Source organism: Pseudomonas gingeri (assembly GCF_013385425.1).
In the GTDB taxonomy this organism is placed as follows: Bacteria; Pseudomonadota; Gammaproteobacteria; order Pseudomonadales; family Pseudomonadaceae; genus Aquipseudomonas; species Aquipseudomonas gingeri_D.
Genome location: NZ_JACAQA010000006.1, coordinates 181699 through 205250 on the forward strand (window position 1 = coordinate 181699; position 23552 = coordinate 205250).

The following is a 23552-nucleotide window of genomic DNA, read 5'->3' on the forward strand; positions in this document are numbered from 1 at the left end:
TTGCCCGCGAAGAGGCCGGCACAGACGGCACAAACTTATCTGACACCCAGAAAGCACAAAGGCCACCCGAAGGTGGCCTTTGCCGGTATTGCGTCAGCTAAGCGCGAGGCTTACTTGACCGCCCAACCGGTCAGCTCGGCCAGGGCCTTGCCGATGTCTGCCAGCGAACGCACGGTTTTCACACCGGCGTCTTGCAGGGCCGCGAACTTCTCGTCCGCAGTGCCCTTGCCGCCGGAGATGATTGCGCCCGCATGGCCCATGCGCTTGCCCGCAGGGGCAGTCACACCAGCAATGTAGGAAACAACCGGCTTGGTCACGTGGGCCTTGATGTAGGCCGCCGCTTCTTCTTCAGCCGAACCGCCGATCTCACCGATCATGACGATCGCTTCGGTCTTCGGGTCTTCCTGGAACAGCTTCAGGATGTCGATGAAGTTCGAGCCCGGGATCGGGTCACCGCCGATGCCGACGCAAGTCGACTGACCGAAACCGGCGTCAGTGGTCTGCTTCACAGCTTCGTAGGTCAGGGTGCCGGAACGGGAAACGATACCGACCTTGCCTGGCAAGTGAATGTGACCTGGCATGATGCCGATCTTGCATTCGCCTGGAGTGATCACGCCTGGGCAGTTAGGGCCGATCAGGATCACGCCCAGCTCGTCGCACTTGACCTTGGCGTCCAGCATGTCCAGGGTCGGAATGCCTTCGGTGATGCAGACGATCAGCTTGATGCCGCCGAACGCTGCTTCCAGGATCGAGTCCTTGCAGAAAGGAGCTGGAACGTAGATCACGCTGGCGGTGGCGCCAGTGGCAGCTACAGCGTCTTTCACGGTGTTGAACACGGGCAGGCCCAGGTGCTCGGTGCCGCCTTTGCCCGGCGTTACGCCACCAACCATCTTGGTGCCGTATTCGATGGCTTGCTGGGTGTGGAAGCTACCCTGCGAACCGGTGATACCCTGGCAGATAACCTTGGTGTCTTTATTGATCAGGACGCTCATTATTTGCCCTCCGCAGCTTTGACAACTTGTTGAGCAGCGTCGGTCAGGCTGGTAGCAGCGATGATGTTCAAACCGCTTTCTGCCAGTACTTTAGCGCCCAGCTCAGCGTTGTTGCCTTCAAGGCGAACAACAACCGGGATTTTCACGCCGACTTCTTTCACAGCGCCGATGATGCCTTCGGCAATCATGTCGCAGCGAACGATGCCGCCGAAGATGTTGACCAGTACGGCCGCGACGTTGGTGTCGGACAGAATGATCTTGAACGCTTCAGTTACGCGTTCCTTGGTTGCACCACCGCCCACGTCGAGGAAGTTGGCTGGTTTGCCGCCATGCAGGTTGACGATGTCCATGGTACCCATGGCCAGGCCGGCACCGTTGACCATGCAACCGATGTTGCCTTCCAGGGCTACGTAGTTCAGTTCGAACTTGGCAGCGTGCGCTTCGCGCGGATCGTCCTGGGACGGATCGTGGAAGGTTTTCAGCTTGGGCTGACGGTACATGGCGTTGGCGTCGATGTTGATCTTGGCATCGAGGCAATGCAGATCGCCGTCGGCCTTGATCACCAGCGGGTTCACTTCCAGCAGGGCCAGGTCGTGATCCTTGAACAGTTTGGCCAGACCAACGAAGATCTTGGCGAACTGAGTCACTTGCTTGCCTTCCAGACCCAGCTGGAATGCCAGCTCGCGACCCTGGAATGGCTGAGCGCCAACCAGTGGATCGATAGTGGCCTTGAGGATTTTCTCAGGGGTGTCGTGAGCGATTTTCTCGATGTCCACGCCACCTTCGGTGGAAGCCATGAACACGATGCGACGGCTCGAACGGTCAACGACAGCGCCCAGGTACAGCTCTTTAGCGATATCAGTGCACGATTCAACCAGGATCTTGGTGACAGGCTGGCCATTGGCATCAGTCTGATAGGTCACCAGACGCTTGCCCAGCCACTGCTGTGCGAAGGCTTTAGCGTCTTCTTTGCTGCGAACCAGCTTAACGCCGCCCGCTTTACCGCGACCACCAGCGTGGACCTGGGCTTTGACAACCCACTCGGTCCCACCGATCTTGTCGCAAGCTTCTGCTGCTGCTTCCGGGGTATCTACCGCAAAACCCTGGGATACTGGCAGGCCGTACTCAGCGAACAGCTGCTTACCCTGATACTCGTGAAGATTCATGCTTTTTACCGTCTTCGTTAGGTACTGCGCATTCGGTGCTGCACTGATTGCAGTGCCGCACCACCTGTGACTGCTGCTTGCGTCGTTTTCCGGTTGCCCGGCCCGACGACGCAAGACTGCGTCCAGCGGACGTTCCGCGGTGAGTCTTGCGCACAAGGCTCACGACGGGCAGACCGCCGTGGTTTCTTATTATCTACTCAGCGTTTTTTCTTGTTGGCAATGTGGATGGCGCCGCCATTCACTGCCAACGCCGCTTCGTGCAACGCTTCGGACAGGGTCGGATGGGAGAAAACCATCATGCCGATGTCTTCGGCGCTGGTGCCGAATTCCATACCGATCGCGCCTTGCTGTACCAGCTCGGCAGCGCTTGGGCCAATCACGTGGACGCCCAGGATGCGGTCGGTCTTGGCATCAGCGATGACCTTGACGAAACCGCCGGTATCGTTGGCTGCCATGGCACGGCCACTGGCGGCGAACGGGAAGGTGCCGATGTTAACTTCAACGCCTTCGGCTTTCAAAGCCTGTTCGGTTTTACCGACCCATGCAATTTCCGGGTGGGTGTAGATAACCGACGGGATCAGGTCGTAGTTCATCTGGGCTTTGTGGCCCTTGATGCGCTCGACAACCATGATGCCCTCTTCCGAGGCCTTGTGTGCCAGCATCATGCCGCGAACCACGTCACCGATGGCGTAGACGCCCGGCACGGTGGTGGCGCAGTGATCGTCAACGTGGACGAAACCGCGCTCGTCGAGGGTCACGCCGCAATCAGCCGACAGCAGGTCGGTGGTCACTGGGCGACGGCCAACGGCCACGATCAGTTTGTCGAAAGTAATGGTCTGTTCGCCTTCGGAGTTGGTGTAGGTCACCACCACTTCCTTGCCCTTGTTGACCTTGGAACCGGTCACGCGAGCGCCCAGCTTGATGTCCAGACCCTGTTTGGTCAGGGTTTTCAGCGCTTCCTTGGAGACGGCGGTGTCGGCAGCCATCAGGAAAGTATCCAGGGCTTCCAGCACGGTCACTTCAGAACCCAGACGGGACCAGACGGAACCCAGCTCCAGACCGATCACGCCCGCGCCGATCACGCCGAGGCGCTTCGGTACGGATTGGAATTCCAGGGCGCCGGTCGAATCGACGATCACGTTCTGGTCAACCGGGGCAGGTGGAATGTCGATCGGACGCGAACCTGGAGCCAGGATCACGTTCTCGGCTTCGATCACTTCAACCGTGCCATCAGGCTTGGTCACTTCGACTTTCTTGCCGGCCAGCAGCTTGCCGTGGCCTTCGATCGAAGTCACGCCATTGGCCTTGAACAGCATGGCCACGCCGCCGGTCAGGTTCTTCACGATACCGGCCTTGCGGCCAACCATCGCGGCGACGTCCATTTTCACGGCGCCGGTGGAGATACCGTGGATGGCGAACCCATCCTTGGCTTCATGGTACTTCCAGGAGCTGTCCAGCAGCGCCTTGGATGGAATGCAGCCAACGTTCAGGCAAGTACCGCCGAGGGCCAGCTTGCCCTCTTTATCCTGGTACTTCTCGATGCAGGCAGTCTTGAGACCAAGTTGCGCTGCCTTGATGGCGGCTACATAGCCGCCAGGGCCCGCGCCAATCACTACCACGTCGAATTTCTGAGTCATGTGTCATTCCTTATCGAATCAAACCGGACGGCCCCGCGTGGGGACCGTCGTGGGACGAAGCTGATCGTTCAAGCGGGCAAGGCGCCAGCGCCCTGCCCCCCTGGGCGCAATCAGATATCCAGCAGCAGACGAGCCGGGTCTTCCAGCAGGTTCTTGATAGTCACCAGGAAAGACACCGCTTCCTTACCGTCGATCAGGCGGTGATCGTAGGACAGCGCCAGGTACATCATCGGCAGGATCACCACTTCACCTTTGACCGCCATCGGGCGCTCGTTGATGTTGTGCATGCCCAGGATGGCGGCTTGTGGCGGGTTGACGATCGGCGTCGACAGCAGGGAACCGAATGTACCACCGTTGGTGATGGTGAACGTACCACCGGTCATCTCGTCGATGGACAGCTTGCCGTCACGGGCTTTCTTGCCGTAGGTGGCGATGCCGTTTTCGATCTCGGCCAGGCTCATCAGCTCGGCGTTGCGCAGGACCGGGACCACCAGGCCACGATCGCTGGACACCGCGACACCCACGTCAGAGTAGCCGTGGTAGACGATATCGGCGCCGTCGATGGAAGCGTTGACCGCCGGGAAGCGTTTCAGCGCTTCGGTGGCCGCTTTCACGAAGAACGACATGAAGCCCAGGCGCACGCCGTTGTGGGTCTTCTCGAACAGGTCCTTGTACTTCGAACGCAGGTCCATGATCGGCTTCATGTTCACTTCGTTGAAGGTGGTCAGCATCGCCATGTTCGACTGTGCTTCAACCAGGCGCTTGGCCACGGTGGCACGAACGCGGGTCATCGGCACACGCTTCTCGACGCGATCGCCGGCAGCGAACACCGGGGCGGCGGCAGCTGGAGCGGCAGCCTTGGCTGGAGCAGCAGCAGGCGCGGCTTTCTTGGCGGCAACAGCAGCCACCACGTCTTCCTTGGTCACACGACCGCCTTTGCCAGTGCCGGCAACGGAAGCGATGTTGATGCCGTTTTCTTCAGCCAGCTTGCGCGCGGCCGGTGCGGCCACCGGATCGTCTTCGCCAGCGGCGGCCGGAGCAGCGGCCTGGGCAGCCGCAGGAGCAGCGGCGGCGGCAGGAGCGGCAGCGGCAGCGCCGCCTTCAACGATGGAGCCCAGGACTTCGTCGGACAGAACGGTATCGCCTTCGTTCTTGACGATAGCGCCCAGCACGCCGTCGGCGGTTGCGAGTACTTCCAAGACCACTTTGTCGGTTTCGATGTCGACGATCAGGTCGTCACGCTTGACAGCATCGCCCGGTTTTTTGTGCCAGGTGGCAACGGTGCCATCGGCAACCGATTCCGGGAAAGTGGGGGCTTTGATCTCGATAGCCATTATCTGTGGTTCCTTAAATTCGGTTTCAGGTGCGCGAAGGCGTTAAACAGTAAAGGCATCTTGCAGCAGTTTTTCCTGCTGCTCAGCGTGCATCGATGCATAACCACAAGCCGGTGCGGCAGAGGCGTCACGGCCGGCGTACTCAAGTACCAGCGACTTGTTGTGTCCGCCAACGATGCGACGCATGTGATGCTGACTGCTGTACCAGGCGCCCTGGTTCATCGGCTCTTCCTGACACCAGACGATGTGCTTGAGGTGTTTGTACGGCGCCAGGATTTCGATCAGGTCGTCTTCCGGGAACGGATACAGTTGCTCGATACGCACCACAGCGATGTCGTCACGGCCTTCGGCACGGCGTTTTTCCAGCAGGTCGTAGTAGACCTTGCCGCTGCACAGAATCAGACGGCTGACCTTTTTCGGGTCGAGAGCGTCGATTTCCGGGATAACGGTCTGGAACGAACCTTCGGCCAGATCTTCCAGCGTGGAGATTGCCAGCTTGTGACGCAGCAGCGACTTCGGCGTCAGCACGATCAGCGGCTTGCGCAGCGGACGGATGACCTGACGACGCAGCAGGTGGTAGATCTGTGCCGGGGTAGTCGGCACGCAGACCTGGACGTTGTGCTCGGCGCACAGCTGCAGGTAGCGTTCCAGACGGGCCGAGGAGTGCTCCGGACCCTGGCCTTCATAACCGTGCGGCAGCAGCATGGTCAGACCGCACAGACGGCCCCACTTGTGCTCGCCACTGGTGATGAACTGGTCGACAACCACCTGGGCACCGTTGGCGAAGTCGCCGAACTGGGCTTCCCAGATCACCAGCGCCTCAGGCGTGGTGGTCGAGTAACCGTATTCGAACGCCAGCACGGCTTCTTCCGACAGGAACGAGTCGTACAGGTCGAAGCGTGGCTGACCTTCGTACAAGTTCTGCAGCGGAATGTAGGTGCCCGCGTCTTTCTGGTTGTGCAGCACGGCATGACGGTGCGAGAACGTACCGCGGCCGATGTCCTGGCCGGTCATGCGGATCGGGTGACCTTCGAACGCCAGGGTCGCGTACGCCATGGTTTCGGCGTAACCCCAGTTGATCGGCAGGCCGCCGGCTTGCATCTTCTGACGGTCTTCGTAGATCTTCGCGACCTGGCGCTGGACCACGAAGCCTTCCGGAATTTCCAGCAGCTTGGCGGACAGTTCCTGCAAGGTCTTCAGATCGAAGCGGGTGTCGTGACGTGCGGTCCACGCGTGACCCAGGTACGGGCGCCAGTCGACGAACAACTCCTTGTTCGGTTCCTTGACCAGGCTTTTTACCACGTGCAGACCGTTGTCCAGGGCGTTGCGGTACTCGTCGATCTTCGCCTGGACACGCTCTTCGTCCAGCACCTTGGCCTGAACCAAGCGCTCGGCGTACAGCTCACGGGTGGTGCGCTGCTTGGTGATCTGCTGATACATCAACGGCTGGGTGCCGCTAGGCTCATCCGCTTCGTTGTGACCACGACGACGGTAGCAGACCAGATCGATCACCACGTCGCGCTTGTACTGCATGCGGTAGTCGATGGCCAGCTGGGTCACGAACAGGACGGCTTCCGGATCATCGCCATTCACATGGAGGATCGGCGCCTGGATCATCTTCGCAACGTCGGTGGCGTACTCGGTGGAACGCGAGTCCAGCGGGTTGCTGATGGTGAAACCGACCTGGTTGTTGATCACGATGTGCACGGTGCCGCCGGTCTTGAAACCGCGGGTCTGCGACATCTGGAAGGTTTCCATGACCACGCCTTGACCGGCGAACGCCGCGTCACCGTGGAGGGAAATCGGCAGAACCTTGTCACCGGCCGCATCGTTGCGACGGTCCTGACGGGCGCGAACCGAACCTTCGACCACCGGGGAAACGATTTCCAGGTGGGACGGGTTGAACGCCATGGCCAGGTGAACTTCACCGCCGGTGGTCATCACGTTGGACGAGAAGCCCTGGTGGTATTTCACGTCACCGGAACCCAGCTCGACCTTCTTCTTGCCTTCGAACTCGTCGAACAGCTCGCGCGGGTTCTTGCCGAAGGTGTTGACCAGCACGTTCAGACGGCCACGGTGGGCCATGCCGATAACGATTTCCTTGGTGCCGTAGGAACCGGAACGCTGGATCAGCTCGTCGAGCATCGGAATCAGGCTCTCGCCGCCTTCCAGACCGAAACGCTTGGTGCCCGGGTACTTGGTGCCCAGGTACTTTTCCAGGCCTTCGGCAGCGGTGACGCGCTCAAGCAGGTGGCTCTTGATTTCCGCGGAGAAGATCGGACGGCCGCGCACGCTTTCCAGACGCTGCTGGAACCAGTGGCGTTGCTCGGTATCGACGATGTGCGTGAATTCAGCGCCGATGGTGCGGCAATATGTCTGCTGCAACGCTTCGTGAATTTCGCGTAGGCTCGCTTCCTCTTTGCCGATGAACAGGTCGCCGGCACGGAAGGTCGTATCAAGATCGGCATTGGTCAAGCCGTAATGATTGATCGACAGGTCTGCGGGTGCAGGACGCTGCCACAGTCCCAGCGGGTCGAGCTGGGCTGCCTGGTGGCCACGCATCCTGTAGGCCTGGATCAATCGCAGCACTTCAACCTGCTTCTTCTCGTGCTCACTGCTCACGCTGCCGGCGGAAACCGGTTGGGCGCGGCGCTGGTTCTTTGCCAGCAAGACGAAATGGTCGCGGATTGTCGAGTGCGAAACATCGGTGGCAGCGTTGCCGTCAGCGGGCAACGTCTGAAATTTGGTGCGCCACTCTTCTGGCACAGCGTTAGGGTCGTGCAGGTAGAGCTCGTAGAGCTCTTCCACATAGGCAGCGTTACCACCTGAAAGATAGCCGCTGTTCCACATGCGCTGCATCACGCTTTCTTGCATGCTTGGTCACCCTCGGTTAGGGGACACCACCGGCGAAAACACCACGCACGCTTGCAACAGTCCGAATGCCGAGACCAGAACAAGCCACTTGGGATCACGCTGATAGTCCGGGTACCAGCCCGGATGCCCCTGCTGGTCTCATTTCTTCAAAAATAAGAGCCACAGCTTTATGAGCCGTTGCTCTGGTTATAGCCGGGGCGCGGGTTGAAGCCCGCGCCCTGGCCTTTCTACGGTTACAGCGGTGCCACTATTTACAACTGCCGTTTTACAACAGCCAGGTTACAGCCGCTGAATCACACGCCGCTTTGCAGCAACATGTTACGGATGTGACCGATGGCCTTGGTCGGATTCAGGCCTTTCGGACAGACGTTGACGCAGTTCATGATCCCGCGGCAGCGGAATACGCTGAACGGGTCATCCAGCGAAGCCAGACGCTCGGTGGTCTTGGTGTCGCGGCTGTCTGCCAGGAAGCGGTACGCTTGCAGCAGGGCGGCCGGGCCCAGGAACTTGTCGGGGTTCCACCAGAAGGACGGGCAGGAAGTCGAGCAGCAAGCGCACAGGATGCACTCGTACAGACCGTCCAGCTTCTCGCGCTCTTCCGGCGTCTGCAGACGTTCGATGGCCGGAGCCGGCGTGTCGTTCTGCAGGAATGGCTTCACCTTCTCGTATTGCTTGTAGAAGATGCTCATATCGACGACCAAGTCACGGATCACCGGCAAACCAGGCAGCGGACGCACCACCAGCTTGTTGCCCTTGACCACGGCGGACAGCGGTGTGATGCACGCCAGGCCGTTCTTGCCGTTGATATTCATGCCGTCGGAACCGCACACGCCTTCACGGCACGAGCGACGATAGGAGAAACCTTCGTCCTGTTCCTTGATCAGGGCCAGTACGTCCAGCACCATCAAGTCCTTGCCACCGGTGTCGACCTGGAAAACCTGGGTTTTCGGCGCGGCGTCGGTGTCAGGGTTGTAACGATAAACTTCGACTTGCAACATATCGATCACCCTTTAATAAGTCCGGACTTTTGGTTCGAAAGTCGGAACGGTCTTCGGCGAGAAGTTAACGGCACGCTTGGTCACACGCTTCTCACCCGGGAAGAACAGGGTATGGCACAGCCAGTTTTCGTCGTCGCGCTCTTCAAAGTCTTCACGGGCGTGGGCGCCGCGGGACTCTTTGCGATGCTCAGCGGCAATCGCCGTGGCTTCGGCCACTTCCAGCAGGTTTTGCAGCTCGAGGGCTTCGATACGCGCGGTGTTGAAGGCCTGGGACTTGTCGTTGATCTTGACGTTGGCAATACGAGTGCGCAGGTCAGCCAACTGGGCGATGCCCTTCTGCATGTATTCGCCGGTACGGAATACACCGAAGTAGTTCTGCATGCAGCTTTGCAGCTCGCGACGCAGAGTCGCCACGTCTTCGCCGTCGGTACGCTCGTTCAGAGCGGACAGACGTGCCAGTGCCGCCGTGATGTTGGCGTCGGTGGCGTCGTCGTAGTCGATACCGTCGGTCAGGGCTTTTTCCAGGTGCAGGCCGGCCGCACGGCCGAAGACCACCAGGTCGAGCAGCGAGTTGCCGCCCAGGCGGTTGGCACCGTGAACCGATACGCACGCCACTTCACCGACCGCGAACAGGCCCGGGATGATGGTGTCGACGCCTTCGGCGTCCTGGGTGATCGCCTGGCCATGGATGTTGGTGGCAACGCCGCCCATCATGTAGTGGCAGGTTGGAACGACCGGAACCGGGGCAACGACCGGGTCGACGTGGGCGAAGGTCTTGGAAAGTTCGCAGATACCTGGCAGGCGGCTGTGCAGCACTTCCTCGCCGAGGTGGTCGAGCTTGAGCAGCACGTGGTCGCCATTCGGGCCACAGCCGTTGCCGGCGATGATTTCCTTGACCATCGAACGTGCTACCACGTCACGACCGGCCAGGTCTTTCGCGTTCGGAGCATAACGCTCCATGAAACGCTCGCCGTGCTTGTTGATCAGGTAACCGCCTTCACCGCGGCAACCTTCGGTGACCAGTACACCGGCGCCGGCGATGCCGGTCGGGTGGAACTGCCACATTTCGATATCTTGTACCGGCACGCCAGCACGCAGGGCCATGCCGACGCCGTCACCGGTGTTGATCAGGGCATTGGTGGTGGACGAGTAGATACGACCGGCACCGCCGGTGGCCAGGACGGTGGCCTTGGCGCGGATGTAGCTGGTTTCGCCGGTTTCGATGCAGATCGCGATCACACCGACAAACGCGCCGTCCTGGTTCTTCACCAGATCGACAGCGTAGTACTCGTTCAGGAACACGGTCCCGGCTTTCAGGTTGCCCTGATAAAGGGTGTGCAGCAGCGCGTGACCGGTACGGTCGGAAGCGGCGCAAGTCCGTGCGGCCTGACCGCCTTTACCGTAATCCTTCGACTGACCGCCGAATGGACGCTGGTAGATACGACCCTGCTCGGTACGCGAGAACGGCATGCCCATGTGGTCCAGCTCGTAAACGGCAGCCGGGCCTTCCTGACACATGTATTCGATAGCGTCCTGGTCACCGATATAGTCGGAACCCTTGACGGTATCGTACATGTGCCAGCGCCAGTCATCGTTCGGGTCGGCGGACGCGATGGCGCAGGTGATGCCACCCTGGGCCGATACGGTGTGCGAACGGGTCGGGAACACCTTGGTGATCACGGCCGTCTTGTGACCACCCTGGGCCAGTTGCAGCGCGGCACGCATGCCCGCACCGCCGCCGCCAATGATGATGGCGTCGAAAGAAATCGTTGGAATGTTAGCCATGAATCAGATACCCCAGAGAATCTGCACACCCCAGACGAAGTAGGCGAACATCGCAACGCCGCATACTGCCTGGAAAAGGAAACGCACTGCTGTCGCGGACTTGCCCAGCGCCATCGGCGTCAGGTAGTCGGTCGAAATGGTCCACATGCCGACCCAGGCGTGAGCGCCCAGGGCCACCAGGGCCAACAGACTGAAGATGCGCATCCCGTTGTGGGCGAACAGCCCGTGCCACTGGGCGTAGCCCAGGCCCGGATTCGCAACGACGTATCCGATCAGGAAGATGAAGTAAGCCGCGAGAACGACAGCAGATACGCGCTGCGCCATCCAGTCGTAGAGGCCCGAACGCGATAGGTTCGTAACGCTGGTTACCATATCCAAACTCCCGCCAGAACGATCAGCACCACGGAAATGGCGATGACGATTTTAGAGCCCAGTTTGCCGCCTTCCAGCGTTTCACCGATGCCCATATCCATGATCAGATGGCGCACACCAGCCACCATGTGATACAGCAAGGCGGACAGAAGCCCCCATCCAATGAACTTGGCCAGCGGGCTGGTCAAGCACGCCTTCACCTCGGCGAAACCTTCCTCCGAACCCAGGGATTTGCCCAATGCATACAGCATGAAGCCAAGGCCCAGGAAGAGAATGATGCCGGATACACGGTGAAGAAACGACGTAACGCCGGTTATGGGGAGTTTGATGGTCCTTAGGTCTAGGTTTACAGGTCGTTGGCTTTTCACGGCTTTTTTTTCACTGATGAGCCCTAACGATCAGGGCAAAGTTGTTGGGCAAGTGCACTGGTCAGGTACCCACCACCCAGGGAGTGACGACCCCCAGTAAAACAGGCCCAAAAGCCCCTGGCGGTCGGGTGCCGAGTATAGACAGTTAGGCTACTAATGACAACGCAAAGGACTACCCCTAATAGCGCATTGCGTTAGCCGGATAAAAGGCGTAAATAGCCGTCAATTTCGAGGAAAAGGTCCGCCCAAAGCCGCCTACGACAAGACTTTTGGCAAATTGACATTCGAATTTATCTCACTATAGTGGTGCGGGCCCTGCGTGGGGGGCCTGTCTGATGATTTCAAGCATAAATAGGAGGCCACATGGCTGACAAAAAAGCGCAGTTGATCATCGAGGGCGCAGCCCCCGTCGAGCTGCCCATTTTAACCGGCACCGTTGGTCCCGATGTAATCGACGTGCGGGGCCTGACGGCCACGGGCCGGTTCACATTCGACCCTGGCTTCATGTCGACCGCTTCCTGCGAGTCGAAGATCACCTATATCGACGGCGATAACGGCATCCTGCTGCACCGCGGCTACCCGATCGAGCAACTCGCCGAGAAATCCGACTACCTGGAAACCTGCTACCTGCTGCTCAACGGCGAACTGCCGACAGTCGAGCAGAAGGCCCAGTTCGTCAGCACCGTGAAGAATCACACCATGGTGCACGAGCAGTTGAAGACCTTCTTCAACGGTTTCCGTCGCGACGCCCACCCGATGGCCGTGATGTGCGGCGTGGTTGGCGCCCTGTCGGCCTTCTACCACGACTCGCTGGACATCAATAACGCCCAGCACCGCGAGATTTCCGCCATTCGCCTGGTCGCCAAGATGCCGACCCTGGCCGCGATGGTGTACAAGTACTCCATGGGTCAACCCATGATGTACCCGCGCAACGACCTGTCGTATGCGGAAAACTTCCTGCACATGATGTTCAACACCCCGTGCGAGATCAAACCGATCAGCCCGGTGCTCGCCAAGGCCATGGACCGGATCTTCATCCTCCATGCCGACCACGAGCAGAATGCTTCGACCTCCACCGTGCGCCTGGCGGGCTCTTCGGGTGCCAACCCGTTCGCCTGTATCGCCGCCGGTATCGCCGCACTCTGGGGCCCTGCCCACGGCGGCGCGAACGAAGCGGTCCTGACCATGCTCGATGAAATCGGCGATGTCTCGAACATCGACAAGTTCATCGCCAAGGCCAAGGACAAGAACGATCCGTTCAAGCTGATGGGCTTCGGTCACCGGGTCTACAAGAACCGCGACCCACGCGCCACCGTGATGAAGCAGACCTGCGACGAAGTCCTGAAAGAGCTGGGCATCAACAACGATCCGCAGCTGGAACTGGCCATGCGTCTCGAAGAGATCGCCCTGACCGATCCGTACTTCATCGAGCGTTCGCTGTACCCGAACGTCGACTTCTACTCGGGGATCATCCTCAAGGCGATCGGCATTCCAACCAGCATGTTCACCGTGATCTTCGCCCTGGCGCGGACCGTGGGCTGGATCTCCCACTGGAAGGAAATGCTCTCCAGCCCGTACAAGATTGGCCGTCCGCGCCAGCTGTACACCGGCTACGAGTCGCGTGACATCACCAAGCTGGAAGACCGCAAGTAACCCCTGTCTTGCAATAGCGTCTTAGCGACAACGGAAACGGCCTCTTGATAGAGGCCGTTTCTGTTTGTGGCGCCCTGCCGGGTCCTGCGGCGCTTGTCAGGACGCCTTCGCGGGCAAGCTCCGCTCCCACAGGACAGGGGCCAGACATAGGCATTGAGTCAGCCCCTCCTCCATAAGATGGCGCGTGCACCGCAAACCTCCGGTCAGGCACAGAACAATTGTGGGAGCGGAGCTTGCCCGCGAAGAGGCCCTGTCAGACAACACAAAGCTCAATGCCCCACCACCGGCAAACCAGCACAGTGACCGCCCAACAAAAATGCCCCGGTCTCTCGACCGGGGCATTTCGTTGCAACACAGCTTATATAGAGAAGCCTATACAACCCTTAGTGAGAAACCGCCCCACTCGCCCCCAGACCGGTCTGCGAACGCACGAACTGCGGGAAGAACAGCGCCCGCTCCTTCTCCGCCGCCACCGACTTGTCGGTAATGGAGAAGAACCAGATCCCGACGAATGCAATGGCCATCGAGAACAGCGCCGGGTACTCATACGGGAAGATCGCCTTCTCGTGATGCATGATCTGCACCCAGATGGTCGGGCCGAGGATCATCAGCCCTACCGCACTGACCAGGCCCATCCAGCCGCCGATCATCGCGCCACGGGTGGTCAGCTTCTTCCAGTACATGGAAAGCAGCAGCACCGGGAAGTTGCAGCTGGCGGCAATCGAGAACGCCAGGCCGACCATGAACGCGATGTTCTGGCTTTCGAACAGGATGCCCAGGCCGATCGCCAGCACGCCAAGGGCGATGGTGGTGATCTTCGAGACGCGGATCTCATCCTTTTCGTTGGCCTTGCCCTTCTTGATCACGCTGGCATACAGGTCATGAGACACCGCCGAGGCGCCGGCCAGGGTCAGACCGGCCACCACCGCGAGGATGGTGGCAAAGGCCACGGCCGAGATAAAGCCGAGGAAGATGTTGCCACCCACCGCGTTGGCCAGGTGCACCGCCGCCATGTTGTTGCCACCGAGCAGCGCGCCCGCCGCATCCTTGAACGCCGGATTGGTGCTGACCAGCAGGATCGCGCCAAAACCGATGATAAAGGTCAGGATATAGAAGTAGCCGATGAACCCGGTGGCGTACAACACGCTCTTGCGCGCTTCCTTCGCATCACTCACGGTGAAGAACCGCATCAGGATGTGGGGCAGCCCGGCAGTACCGAACATCAGCGCCAGGCCCAGCGAGAAGGCCGAGACCGGATCCTTCACCAGGCCGCCGGGGCTCATGATCGCTTCACCCTTGGGGTGAACCTTGACCGCTTCGGAAAACAGCATGTTGAAGTCGAAGTTGACGTGCTTCATCACCATCAGCGCCATGAACGAGGCACCGGACAGCAACAGCACCGCCTTGATGATCTGCACCCAGGTGGTGGCCAGCATGCCGCCGAACAACACATAGAGGCACATCAGGATCCCCACCAGGATCACCGCCACGTAGTAGTCCAGGCCGAACAGCAGCTGGATCAGCTTGCCGGCACCGACCATCTGGGCGATCAGGTAGAAGGACACCACCACCAGCGAACCGCAGGCCGACAGCGAGCGGATCTGGGTTTGCCCGAGGCGGTAGGACGCCACATCGGCAAAGGTGTACTTGCCCAGGTTGCGCAGGCGCTCGGCGATCAGGAACAGGATGATCGGCCAGCCCACCAGGAAGCCGATGGAGTAGATCAGGCCGTCATAACCCGAGGCATAGACCAGTGCGGAAATCCCCAGGAAGGACGCCGCCGACATATAGTCGCCGGCAATCGCCAGACCGTTCTGCAAACCGGTGATCTTGCCGCCCGCCGCGTAGTAGTCGGCAGCCGACTTGTTGCGCTTGGAGGCCCAGTAGGTGATGCACAGGGTGGCGCCGACGAACACCACGAACATCGCGATGGCCGCCACATTGAGAGGTTGCTTGTGCACTTCGCCGGTCAGGGCGTCAGCCGCCAGGACCAGGGGCGCGAAAGCCGAGCCGGCCAATACTGCCAATAGACGCCGGATCATTGTTGGGCCTCCTTGAGAATCGCGTTGTTCAGGTCGTCGAACTCGCCATTGGCGCGACGCACATAGATGGCCGTCAGGACGAACGCCGAAACGATCAGTCCGACACCCAACGGGATGCCCCAGGTGATGGAAGAGCCGGGACTGAGTTTAGCGCCCAGGATCTGTGGCCCATAGGCGATCAACAGAATGAAACCCGAGTAAAGTCCGAGCATGATCGCCGACAGTGTCCAGGCGAAGCGTTCCCGTTTCCTGACCAGCTCCTTGAAGCGGGGGCTGTTTTGAATCGAGAGGTAAATGCTGTCGTTCATTGTTTTTATCCTCGCAGCACAGATGAGATGAAACCTTTTTCACTTTAGGCGGCTGGAGAAGCGAAACCAGACGACCTTAGTATTAGAACGACATTACGGTTTCGCCAGTTTTCAGGCGAAGACGCTCTGACTCAGTGTAGGCGGTGATGACAGACACCCAGACGCAAAAAGGCCGCATGACGGAATATCATGCGGCCTTTTCGGGGTACTACGCGGGCAGGTGGGTTACTTGGTCCACTCGGCTACGCGGTCCGGGTGCTTGGCGACCCAGTCCTTGGCCGCGGCTTCCGGCTTGGCGCCGTCCTGGATCGCCAGCATGACTTCGCCGATCTCATCCTTGGAGGCCCACTGGAACTTCTTCAGGAACGCCGCCACTTCCGGCGCCTTGGCTTCCAGCTTCAAGCTGCCGATGCTGTTCACGGTTTCCGCGGCGCCATAGACGCCCTTCGGATCGTCCAGGAAGCGCAGTTTCCACTTGGCGAACATCCAGTGCGGCACCCAGCCGGTGACGACAATGGATTCGTTCTTCTTCTCGGCACGGGTCAGTTCGGCGATCATCCCCGCCCCCGAGCTGGCTTGCAGCTTGTAGTCCAGACCGTAGTCCTTGATGGCCTGGTCGGTCTTGAGCATCACGCCTGAACCGGCGTCGATGCCGACGATCTTGTTCTTGTAGGTGGTGTCAGTCTTCAGGTCGGCGATGGACTTGGCCGTGACGTACTCCGGCACGATCAGGCCGATCTTGGCGTCCTTGAAGTTGGGGCCGTAGTCGACCACCTTGTCCTTGTTCTTGGCCCAGTACTCACCGTGGGTCACGGGCAACCAGGCCGAGAGCATGGCATCGAGCTTGCCGGTAGCAACCCCTTCCCACATGATCCCGGTCGCGACGGCTTGCAGCTTGACGTCATAACCCAGTTTCTGCCTGATGATCTCGGCCGCCACGTTGGTAGTGGCCACGCTGTCAGACCAACCATCGACATAACCGATGGATACTTCCTTGGCCGCCGCACCGGCCAGGTTGGAACTGATCGCCAGTACCAGAGCGGCACCTGCGCCTAAGAGTCGTCGCATCTTCATCGTTACTTCCCCGAAATGCTGCACCCGACGACTGCCGGGCGACGTCAACGTATTGTTATAGTGCATGGCGCCCCCATCACGCCTCACCCTTGAACCCGTCCGATCATCAGCGGAGTTCTGACGCCCTGATCATCAACCCGCCTCGCCCATCGACCTGCTCTGACAGCGACCTCAAGACAACGAGAAACGACATCAGAACGCCAGCAATCGGGGGCTTGGGAAATCCCTTCATTTATTGCGCTCGAACTTTGCATGACAAAATACTGCACAGGCCCAAGGCCGGTGGAAATCCGGGTAATATGCGCGGCTTTGTTCCCATACGGCCCGACCATGTCCGCCACTGCCCGTTTCCCGCTCCTCCCGTTGTTGTTCGCCAGCCTGCTCGGACTTCTTGCACTTTGCGGCTTCTGGTATGGCCTCGGCCAGCCGGTGATCCTGCCCGATGCGGCGACCCCGACCCACAAGCTGCAATGCGCCTCCTATACGCCGTTCGCCAAGGACCAATCGCCGTTCGACCAGCCGTTCAAGCCTCGTGTCGAGCGCATGGATGCCGACCTGGCGCTGCTGGCCACCCGCTTCGAGTGCATTCGCACCTATTCCATGACCGGCCTCGAAGCCTTGCCGGACCTGGCGCGCAAACATGGCCTGAAAATGATGATCGGCGCCTGGGTCAACAGCAACCCGGTGGACACCGAGAAGGAAGTCGATGCCCTGATCGCCTCGGCCAACGCCAACGCCGATGTGGTCAGCGCGGTGATCGTCGGCAACGAAACCCTGCTGCGCAAGGAAGTCACCGGCGACCAACTGGTCAAGCTGATCCACAAGGTCAAGGCCAACGTGAAGCAGCCGGTGACCTATGCCGACGTCTGGGAATTCTGGCTCAAGCATCCGCAGGTCGCCCCGGCCGTGGACTTCCTGACCATTCACCTGCTGCCGTACTGGGAAGATGACCCTGCCGGGATCGACCGCGCGATCGAACATGTCGCCCAGGTCCGCGAGGTATTCGGCAAGCGGTTCGCCCCCAAGGACATCCTGATCGGTGAAACCGGCTGGCCGAGCGAAGGCCGCCAGCGTGAAACCGCCCTGCCGAGCCGGGTCAACGAAGCGAAGTTCATTCGCGGTTTTGTCACCCTGGCCGAGCAGAACGGTTGGCACTACAACCTGATCGAGGCCTTCGACCAACCGTGGAAACGCGGCAGCGAAGGTGCGGTCGGCGGTTACTGGGGGCTGTTCGATGCCGACCGCCAGGACAAGGGCGTGTTGGCCGGGCCGGTTTCGAACCTGCCGCAATGGCCGCTGTGGTTGGGCTTCGGTGGGGTGATATTCCTCGGTACCTTGCTGCTGGCCGGGCGAGTGCGCAATACCCGGGCGGCGCTGTTGTTGCCGCTGCTGGGGGCGCTGGCAGGTTGTTCCATAGGTGCCTGGGGCGAATTGGCGTGGGTCACCAGCCGGTTTACCAGCGAGTGGGTCTGGGCCGGCCTGCTGGAGCTGTTGAACCTGCTGGTGCTGGCCCATGCGGCACTGACCCTGGGTAGCCAGGCCGGCTGGCGCGCCGGCCTGTTCAAATCCCTGGAGCAACGCGCCGGCTGGCTGCTGGCAGGCGCGGGCTTTGCAGCGGCGGTGATGATGCTGGAGTTGGTATTCGATCCACGCTACCGCAGCTTCCCGAGCGCGGCCTTGCTGTTGCCGGCGCTGGTGTTCCTGGTACGTCCGGTGCGCGGCCCGCGTCGGGAGATGGGGCTGCTGGCTTTGATAATCGGCGCCGGTATTGCCCCGCAGCTGTACCGTGAAGGCCTGGCCAACCAGCAGGCCTGGGGCTGGGCGCTGGTCAGCGTGCTGATGGTGGCTGCGCTGTGGCGCAGTGTGCGGGTTCGTCAATAACAACACCGCAGGAGCGCAATATTACGCATAACCTGTGGGAGCGGTGCTTGCCCGCGAAGCTTTTAGCGGTATCAAGGTCCTCTTCGCGGGCAAGCACCGCTCCCACAAAAGCGTCCGCAAGCTCCACCGTTATCTCAAGCCGCCCGCACCAACCGCAACCCCGCCATCACCAGCGCAAACACTGCCAGACTGGTGTTGTACAACGCCAGCGCCGGAAACCCGGCCAGCAGCGCCAATACCGCCAAGGCCCGCCCCAAACGCCCCGGCGCGACAAAAGCCAATAGCGCCGCGACCAACGCCGTCCAGCCCAGCGCCTTGAAGTGGATCAACCAGCCCAGGTTGGAGCGCGCCTGGCACTGCCAGCGCGACGCCTCGTCCAGGCACAGCCCGACCCACTGCCCGTCCTCCATCAATCCATAACGCACGCCATAACTGGCAGCCAGCCATAACGGCAGGACAATAAGCAGCAGAACCAGCGGCAAACGGCGAGACATGGACAACTCCGATAAGCGAAAACGGCGCCCAGCATAATCGCCAGAAGCGCCTATGCAAGCGCTCGCCACACATAACTGCTCGGCAAACTGCGGCAAAGTGTATCGTGGCCAGGCAAATACCCGTCGCAACCCCATCTAAAATGCTTTTTTAGCGTCGGGACATGGCACTTCGGCAGTACCCCGATGGTCATAGCCTGCGAACCTCATTCAGTGCTTTCCTTCAAAGGGATGTAGTCATGCTCCGTTCTCTGCGCCTCGCTGCCTTTATCGGCGGTCTCATCTTGAGTGCGTCCGCCCTGGCAGTCGATGTCGACGCCGCCAGTTATGGCTACCCGCTGACCAACCCGTTTGAAGCGACCATCGCCACCACGCCACCGGCGCTGCGGCCGAAACTGCCCGACGACGACAGCATCCACCAGGCCGACTACAGCCTCAAGTTGCGCCCCGAGCGCGACTTCATCCTTCCGGACAATTTCTGGGCGGTGAAGAAACTCACCTACCGCCTGGCCCAGCAGGATCACCCGGCACCGCTGATCTTCCTGATCTCCGGCACCGGCGCACGTTATGACAGCAGCATCAACGAGTACCTGAAAAAGCTCTATTACCAGGCCGGCTACCACGTCGTGCAGCTGTCATCGCCCACCAGCTTCGACTTCATGAGTGCCGCCTCGCGCTTCGCCACCCCCGGCATCAGCCAGGAAGACGCCGAGGACATGTACCGGGTCATGCAGGCGGTACGCGCCCAACAACCGAAACTGCCGGTGACCGAGTACTACCTCACCGGCTACAGCCTCGGCGCCCTGGATGCCGCCTTCGTCAGCAAGCTGGATGAAACCCGGCGCAGCTTCAACTTCAAGAAAGTCCTGCTGCTCAACCCGCCGGTCAACCTCTACACCTCGGTCACCAACCTCGACAAACTGGTGCAGACCGAGGTCAAGGGCATCAACAACACCACCACCTTCTATGAACTGGTGCTGGGCAAGCTGACCCGCTACTTCCAGCAGAAGGGCTACATCGACCTCAACGACGCCCTGGTCTACGACTTCCAGCATTCCAAGCAGCACCTGACCAATGAACAGATGGCCATGTTGATCGGTACCACCTTCCGCTTTTCGGCGGCGGACATCGCCTTTACCTCGGACCTGATCAACCGCCGCGGCCTGATCACCCCGCCCAAGTACCCGATCAGCGAAGGCACCAGCCTGACGCCGATGTTCAAGCGCGCCCTGCAGTGTGATTTCGACTGCTACCTGACCGAACAGGTGATCCCGATGTGGCGCGCCCGCAGCGACGGCGGCAGCCTGCTGCAACTGATCGACCAGGTCAGCCTCTACGCCCTCAAGGACTACCTGCACGACAGCCCGAAAATCGCCGTGATGCACAACGCCGACGACGTCATCCTCGGCCCTGGCGACCTGGGTTTCCTGCGCAGCACCTTTGGCAATCGTCTGACGGTCTACCCCCATGGCGGCCACTGCGGCAACCTCAATTACCGCGTCAACGCCGACGCCATGCTGGAGTTCTTCCGTGGCTAAATCTCTTTTGTTGATCGCAGCCCTGCTCTGCGCAACCCCTGCCCTGGCCGACAACAGCAAGGCCCATGACACCGTGGTGCCGGATCCGGACGGTTTCTCCGAACCGCTGAAAAAGCTCAAGTTCAACCCGGGCCTGGACCAGCGTGAGTTCGAACGTTCGACCCTCAACGCCCTGAGCGTCTACGACCCGTTGGAGTCCTGGAACCGCCACGTCTATCACTTCAACTACCGCTTCGACGAGTGGGTGTTCCTGCCGGCGGTCGATGGCTACCGCTACGTCACGCCGACCTTCCTGCGCGAGGGGGTGAGCCACTTCTTCAGTAACCTGGGGGACGTTTCCAACCTGCTCAACAGCCTGTTCCAGTTCAAGGGCAAGCGCGCGCTGGAAACCACCGGGCGCCTGCTGCTCAACACCACCATCGGCGTCGCCGGCCTGTGGGACCCGGCGACCAGGATGGGCCTGCCACGCCAGACCGAAGACTTCGGCCAGACCCTGGGCTTCTATGGTGTACCGGGCGGGGCGTACCTGGTGCTGCCGTTCTTCGGGCCGTCGAACCTGCGCGATACCACGGGGCTGGTGTTCGACTTCGCCGCCGAATCACAGATCAACTTCCTCAACGTTTCCCAGGTCAGTTCCGACCACCCGGAGATCTATCTGCTGGAGGCCATCGACAAGCGCTACACCACCAGCTTCCGTTATGGCCAGTTGAACTCGCCGTTCGAATACGAGAAAGTCCGCTACGTCTACACCGAGGCGCGCAAGCTGCAGATTGCTGAATAAACCCGGACCTTGCAGGGCCTGTTCGGGATATTAAAGACTCACAGGCCTGACAAGGACATAAATATGTACCACCTGATCGCCACCGACCTGGACGGCACCCTGCTGCTACCGGATGACCGCATCGGCGACTATTCCCATGGAGTGCTCAAGCGCCTGTTGGAGGCCGGCAAGCATGTGGTTATCGCCACCGGGCGCAGCCAGCCCGATGTCGAGGCGATCCTGCGGCCCTACAACCTGAAGGTTCACCTGATCACCGCCAACGGCGCACGGGTCAGCAGTGCCTGCAAGACCCTGGACGCCAGCGAGCATCTGTCGCCGCAGGCGGTGCGAGCGCTGCTGGATGCCACCCGGCACGACCCGAACCTGGTGACCAACCTGTATGGCCAGTCCCAATGGTTCACCAATGCCGATAGCCAGTTGCTGAAGAGATTCATGCAGAACGAAGGCTTTCCTCCCACGGTAGTGACTGACGATGAGTTCCCCATCGAGGCGGTAGAGAAAGTCTTCTTTATCCACAAGGACAAGGACCATGAGGCCCTGGCGATCCTGGATGAACAGCTCAAGCGCCTGGTGGGCGATCAGGTGCACAGCACCTTTTCCTCGCCCTTCTGCCTGGAAATGATGGCCAGCAGCGTGTCCAAGGGCAGTGCCCTGAAGAAACTCGCGGACTTCCTGCAAGTGCCGCTGAGCCAGTGCATCGCATTTGGCGACGGGATGAACGATGTCGAGATGCTTTCGAGCATCGGCAAGGGGCTGGTCATGGGCACGGCTCACGCCAAGGTGTTCCAGGCCCTGCCCGGGCATGAAACCCTGGGCAGTTGCAGCGAGGAGTCGGTGGCGCGTTATCTGGCGGCGAACCTGCTAACAGCTTAATCAACAGACTGAACACGGTCCCTGTAGGAGCATGGCTTGCCAGCGAAGCCTTTGGCGGTCTTACGGGCCCCTTCGCGGGCAAGCCCTGCTCCTACAAGTTCCACGGTGCTTTCAAGATCGACATAAGACTGACTGGCCTCGAAGCAGGTCTGGGGCCTACAGCGCCGACGCCGTCTGCGCCACCAGCGAAACCTGCGGCAACCCCAGGAACCGGCACAGCTCATCGCGCTTGGCCAGCGCATCACGACGCCCCAGCTCGATCAACTCGCTGCAATAAGACGCCTCGAACAGCAGGTAACTCAGCACCCCGGCACCGCTGGTCCGGGTCGCCCCCGGCCCGCGCAGGAAAAAGCGCAACGCCGCCGGCAACTCATGACGATGGCGCGCGGCGATTTCATCGATCGGCTGGCTCGGTGCGATCACCAGCACATCCACCGGCGCCAGGCCCAGGCTGCGCGGTTGTGTCGGCAACATCCGACTGAACTGATTCAAGCGCTGCAACAACTCGATATCGCTTTCCAGGCTGTCGATAAACGTACTGTTGAGCATATGCCCGCCAATCTGCGCCAGGCTCGGTTGCTGTCCGCTATACGTCCGCTCGGTGGCGGTGTCGACACCCCGCGGGTTGCCACTGACCCCCACCACCAACACCCGGGTCGCCCCCAGATGCAGCGCCGGACTGATGGGCGCCGACTGACGCACCGCACCGTCACCGAAGTACTCCTGGTCCAGCTTGACCGGGGCAAACAGCAGCGGGATCGCCGAACTCGCCAGCAAGTGCTCCACCGTCAGCCGGGTCGGCACGCCGACCCGGCGATGGCGCAACCAGGAGTCGATAGCGCCCTTGCCCTGATAAAAGGTCACCGCCTGGCCGGACTCATAACCAAACGCGGTCACCGCCACGGCGTGCAACTGCTGTTGCTCGATGGCGTGGTCGATACCCGGAAGATGCAGTTTGTCATTGAGCAGGTCGCGCAAGGGCGAACTGTCGAGCAACGCCACCGGGACTTGCGCACCCATGCCCAGCAGGCTGTGACCGACAAAGCGGCTGGCCTGGCGTATCACACCCGGCCAATCGCTACGCAGCACCAGATGGCTGCGAAACCCTTGCCAGAATGCGGTCAGGCGCTCGATCGAGGCGGTGAAATCCATCGCCCCACTGGCCAGGCTGACCGCATTGATCGCCCCGGCCGAAGTGCCGACGATCACCGGAAAGGGATTAGGCGCCCCCTCGGGCAAGAGCTCGGCAATCGCCGCCAGCACCCCCACCTGATAGGCCGCGCGCGCGCCCCCTCCAGAGAGAATCAGGCCGGTGACCGGTTCAGCTGGGCTCATCGCGACACTCCATTAATCAGTAACATCCTGATACACCACGCCTGCCCCCC

The 23552-nt window shown here is 60.6% G+C and carries 19 protein-coding genes; 5 read left to right on the plus strand and 14 right to left on the minus strand.

Going from position 1 to position 23552, the window contains the following annotated elements; all coding sequences use genetic code 11:
* Positions 1–110: 110 nt before the first annotated feature.
* The 9 genes from sucD to sdhC all read right to left on the minus strand — a co-directional run bounded on the left by sucD (position 111) and on the right by sdhC (position 11526).
* The gene (gene sucD, locus HX830_RS12240; protein ID WP_019692317.1) at positions 111–992 is read right to left on the minus strand and encodes a succinate--CoA ligase subunit alpha; all 882 of its coding nucleotides are present in this window, start codon (positions 990–992) and stop codon (positions 111–113) included.
* Positions 992–2158 (minus strand): ADP-forming succinate--CoA ligase subunit beta, encoded by a 1167-nt coding sequence (sucC, locus tag HX830_RS12245; RefSeq protein ID WP_103498765.1) that lies wholly within the window; start codon positions 2156–2158, stop codon positions 992–994. Before sucC ends, sucD begins: the two co-directional genes overlap by 1 nt.
* 197 nt (positions 2159–2355) lie before the next feature.
* Positions 2356–3795: a dihydrolipoyl dehydrogenase gene (gene lpdA / locus HX830_RS12250; RefSeq protein ID WP_103498764.1), complete on the minus strand. Its 1440-nt coding sequence runs from the start codon at positions 3793–3795 to the stop codon at positions 2356–2358.
* A 110-nt stretch (positions 3796–3905) separates the two neighbouring features.
* Positions 3906–5129 (minus strand): 2-oxoglutarate dehydrogenase complex dihydrolipoyllysine-residue succinyltransferase, encoded by a 1224-nt coding sequence (gene odhB, locus HX830_RS12255; protein WP_177094459.1) that lies wholly within the window; start codon positions 5127–5129, stop codon positions 3906–3908.
* Between the two features lie 42 nt (positions 5130–5171).
* Positions 5172–8003 (minus strand): 2-oxoglutarate dehydrogenase E1 component, encoded by a 2832-nt coding sequence (locus HX830_RS12260; RefSeq protein ID WP_103498763.1) that lies wholly within the window; start codon positions 8001–8003, stop codon positions 5172–5174.
* Positions 8004–8296: 293 nt separating this feature from the next.
* The gene (locus HX830_RS12265; protein WP_100940979.1) at positions 8297–9001 is read right to left on the minus strand and encodes a succinate dehydrogenase iron-sulfur subunit; all 705 of its coding nucleotides are present in this window, start codon (positions 8999–9001) and stop codon (positions 8297–8299) included.
* Positions 9002–9013: 12 nt separating this feature from the next.
* The gene (gene sdhA / locus HX830_RS12270) at positions 9014–10786 is read right to left on the minus strand and encodes a succinate dehydrogenase flavoprotein subunit (protein WP_100940872.1); all 1773 of its coding nucleotides are present in this window, start codon (positions 10784–10786) and stop codon (positions 9014–9016) included.
* Positions 10787–10789: 3 nt separating this feature from the next.
* Positions 10790–11158, minus strand: a complete 369-nt coding sequence (gene sdhD, locus HX830_RS12275; RefSeq protein WP_103498762.1) for a succinate dehydrogenase, hydrophobic membrane anchor protein — start codon at positions 11156–11158, stop codon at positions 10790–10792.
* A complete protein-coding gene (gene sdhC / locus HX830_RS12280; RefSeq protein WP_103498761.1) occupies positions 11152–11526 on the minus strand; it encodes a succinate dehydrogenase, cytochrome b556 subunit in 375 nt (124 codons plus the stop codon). Before sdhC ends, sdhD begins: the two co-directional genes overlap by 7 nt.
* Positions 11527–11889: 363 nt before the next feature.
* Between sdhC and gltA the strand changes: the two genes are divergently transcribed.
* Positions 11890–13179, plus strand: a complete 1290-nt coding sequence (gene gltA, locus HX830_RS12285; protein ID WP_103498760.1) for a citrate synthase — start codon at positions 11890–11892, stop codon at positions 13177–13179.
* Positions 13180–13562: 383 nt separating this feature from the next.
* On the opposite strand, the gene HX830_RS12290 is transcribed toward gltA, so the two are convergent.
* The 3 genes from HX830_RS12290 to HX830_RS12300 form a co-directional block, all read right to left on the minus strand.
* Complete coding sequence (locus HX830_RS12290) at positions 13563–15221, minus strand: cation acetate symporter (protein WP_177100390.1); 1659 nt, start codon at positions 15219–15221, stop codon at positions 13563–13565.
* Entirely contained in the window at positions 15218–15529 is a 312-nt protein-coding gene (locus HX830_RS12295; RefSeq protein WP_103498758.1) for a DUF485 domain-containing protein, read from the minus strand. Before HX830_RS12295 ends, HX830_RS12290 begins: the two co-directional genes overlap by 4 nt.
* Before the next feature lie 225 nt (positions 15530–15754).
* Positions 15755–16603 carry a glycine betaine ABC transporter substrate-binding protein gene (locus HX830_RS12300; RefSeq protein ID WP_177100392.1) on the minus strand — a complete coding sequence of 283 codons (849 nt, stop codon included), beginning with the start codon at positions 16601–16603 and terminating at the stop codon, positions 15755–15757.
* A 288-nt stretch (positions 16604–16891) separates the two neighbouring features.
* Here HX830_RS12300 and HX830_RS12305 point away from each other — a divergent pair, with 288 nt between their 5' ends.
* Complete coding sequence (locus tag HX830_RS12305; RefSeq protein WP_177100427.1) at positions 16892–18484, plus strand: glycoside hydrolase family 17 protein; 1593 nt, start codon at positions 16892–16894, stop codon at positions 18482–18484.
* 134 nt (positions 18485–18618) lie between these two features.
* On the opposite strand, the gene HX830_RS12310 is transcribed toward HX830_RS12305, so the two are convergent.
* Positions 18619–18978 carry a hypothetical protein gene (locus HX830_RS12310; protein WP_177100394.1) on the minus strand — a complete coding sequence of 120 codons (360 nt, stop codon included), beginning with the start codon at positions 18976–18978 and terminating at the stop codon, positions 18619–18621.
* A gap of 236 nt (positions 18979–19214) precedes the next feature.
* Between HX830_RS12310 and HX830_RS12315 the strand changes: the two genes are divergently transcribed.
* From HX830_RS12315 to HX830_RS12325, 3 genes are all read left to right on the plus strand, one after another.
* Positions 19215–20513, plus strand: a complete 1299-nt coding sequence (locus HX830_RS12315; protein WP_177100396.1) for a serine/threonine protein kinase — start codon at positions 19215–19217, stop codon at positions 20511–20513.
* Entirely contained in the window at positions 20506–21294 is a 789-nt protein-coding gene (locus HX830_RS12320) for an MlaA family lipoprotein (protein WP_177100398.1), read from the plus strand. The genes HX830_RS12315 and HX830_RS12320 overlap by 8 nt, the downstream gene beginning before the upstream one ends.
* Before the next feature lie 63 nt (positions 21295–21357).
* Entirely contained in the window at positions 21358–22167 is an 810-nt protein-coding gene (locus tag HX830_RS12325; RefSeq protein ID WP_103498752.1) for a Cof-type HAD-IIB family hydrolase, read from the plus strand.
* Between the two features lie 156 nt (positions 22168–22323).
* Here the strand turns inward: HX830_RS12325 and HX830_RS12330 are convergent, their stop codons facing one another.
* Positions 22324–23502: a patatin-like phospholipase family protein gene (locus tag HX830_RS12330; protein ID WP_103498751.1), complete on the minus strand. Its 1179-nt coding sequence runs from the start codon at positions 23500–23502 to the stop codon at positions 22324–22326.
* Positions 23503–23552: the final 50 nt, after the last annotated feature.

What these genes read in the sequence shown, in the direction of transcription:
- HX830_RS12290 (WP_177100390.1), bottom strand. Translation starts at nt 15,221, where the DNA reads ATGATCCGGCGTCTATTGGCAGTATTGGCCGGCTCGGCTTTCGCGCCC.
- HX830_RS12265 (WP_100940979.1), bottom strand. Translation starts at nt 9,001, where the DNA reads ATGTTGCAAGTCGAAGTTTATCGTTACAACCCTGACACCGACGCCGCG.
- HX830_RS12295 (WP_103498758.1), bottom strand. Translation starts at nt 15,529, where the DNA reads ATGAACGACAGCATTTACCTCTCGATTCAAAACAGCCCCCGCTTCAAG.
- gltA (WP_103498760.1), top strand. Translation starts at nt 11,890, where the DNA reads ATGGCTGACAAAAAAGCGCAGTTGATCATCGAGGGCGCAGCCCCCGTC.
- HX830_RS12310 (WP_177100394.1), bottom strand. Translation starts at nt 18,978, where the DNA reads ATGTCTCGCCGTTTGCCGCTGGTTCTGCTGCTTATTGTCCTGCCGTTA.
- sucC (WP_103498765.1), bottom strand. Translation starts at nt 2,158, where the DNA reads ATGAATCTTCACGAGTATCAGGGTAAGCAGCTGTTCGCTGAGTACGGC.
- sdhA (WP_100940872.1), bottom strand. Translation starts at nt 10,786, where the DNA reads ATGGCTAACATTCCAACGATTTCTTTCGACGCCATCATCATTGGCGGC.
- HX830_RS12325 (WP_103498752.1), top strand. Translation starts at nt 21,358, where the DNA reads ATGTACCACCTGATCGCCACCGACCTGGACGGCACCCTGCTGCTACCG.
- lpdA (WP_103498764.1), bottom strand. Translation starts at nt 3,795, where the DNA reads ATGACTCAGAAATTCGACGTGGTAGTGATTGGCGCGGGCCCTGGCGGC.
- sucD (WP_019692317.1), bottom strand. Translation starts at nt 992, where the DNA reads ATGAGCGTCCTGATCAATAAAGACACCAAGGTTATCTGCCAGGGTATC.
- sdhD (WP_103498762.1), bottom strand. Translation starts at nt 11,158, where the DNA reads ATGGTAACCAGCGTTACGAACCTATCGCGTTCGGGCCTCTACGACTGG.
- odhB (WP_177094459.1), bottom strand. Translation starts at nt 5,129, where the DNA reads ATGGCTATCGAGATCAAAGCCCCCACTTTCCCGGAATCGGTTGCCGAT.
- HX830_RS12330 (WP_103498751.1), bottom strand. Translation starts at nt 23,502, where the DNA reads ATGAGCCCAGCTGAACCGGTCACCGGCCTGATTCTCTCTGGAGGGGGC.
- HX830_RS12315 (WP_177100396.1), top strand. Translation starts at nt 19,215, where the DNA reads ATGCTCCGTTCTCTGCGCCTCGCTGCCTTTATCGGCGGTCTCATCTTG.
- HX830_RS12260 (WP_103498763.1), bottom strand. Translation starts at nt 8,003, where the DNA reads ATGCAAGAAAGCGTGATGCAGCGCATGTGGAACAGCGGCTATCTTTCA.
- HX830_RS12300 (WP_177100392.1), bottom strand. Translation starts at nt 16,603, where the DNA reads ATGAAGATGCGACGACTCTTAGGCGCAGGTGCCGCTCTGGTACTGGCG.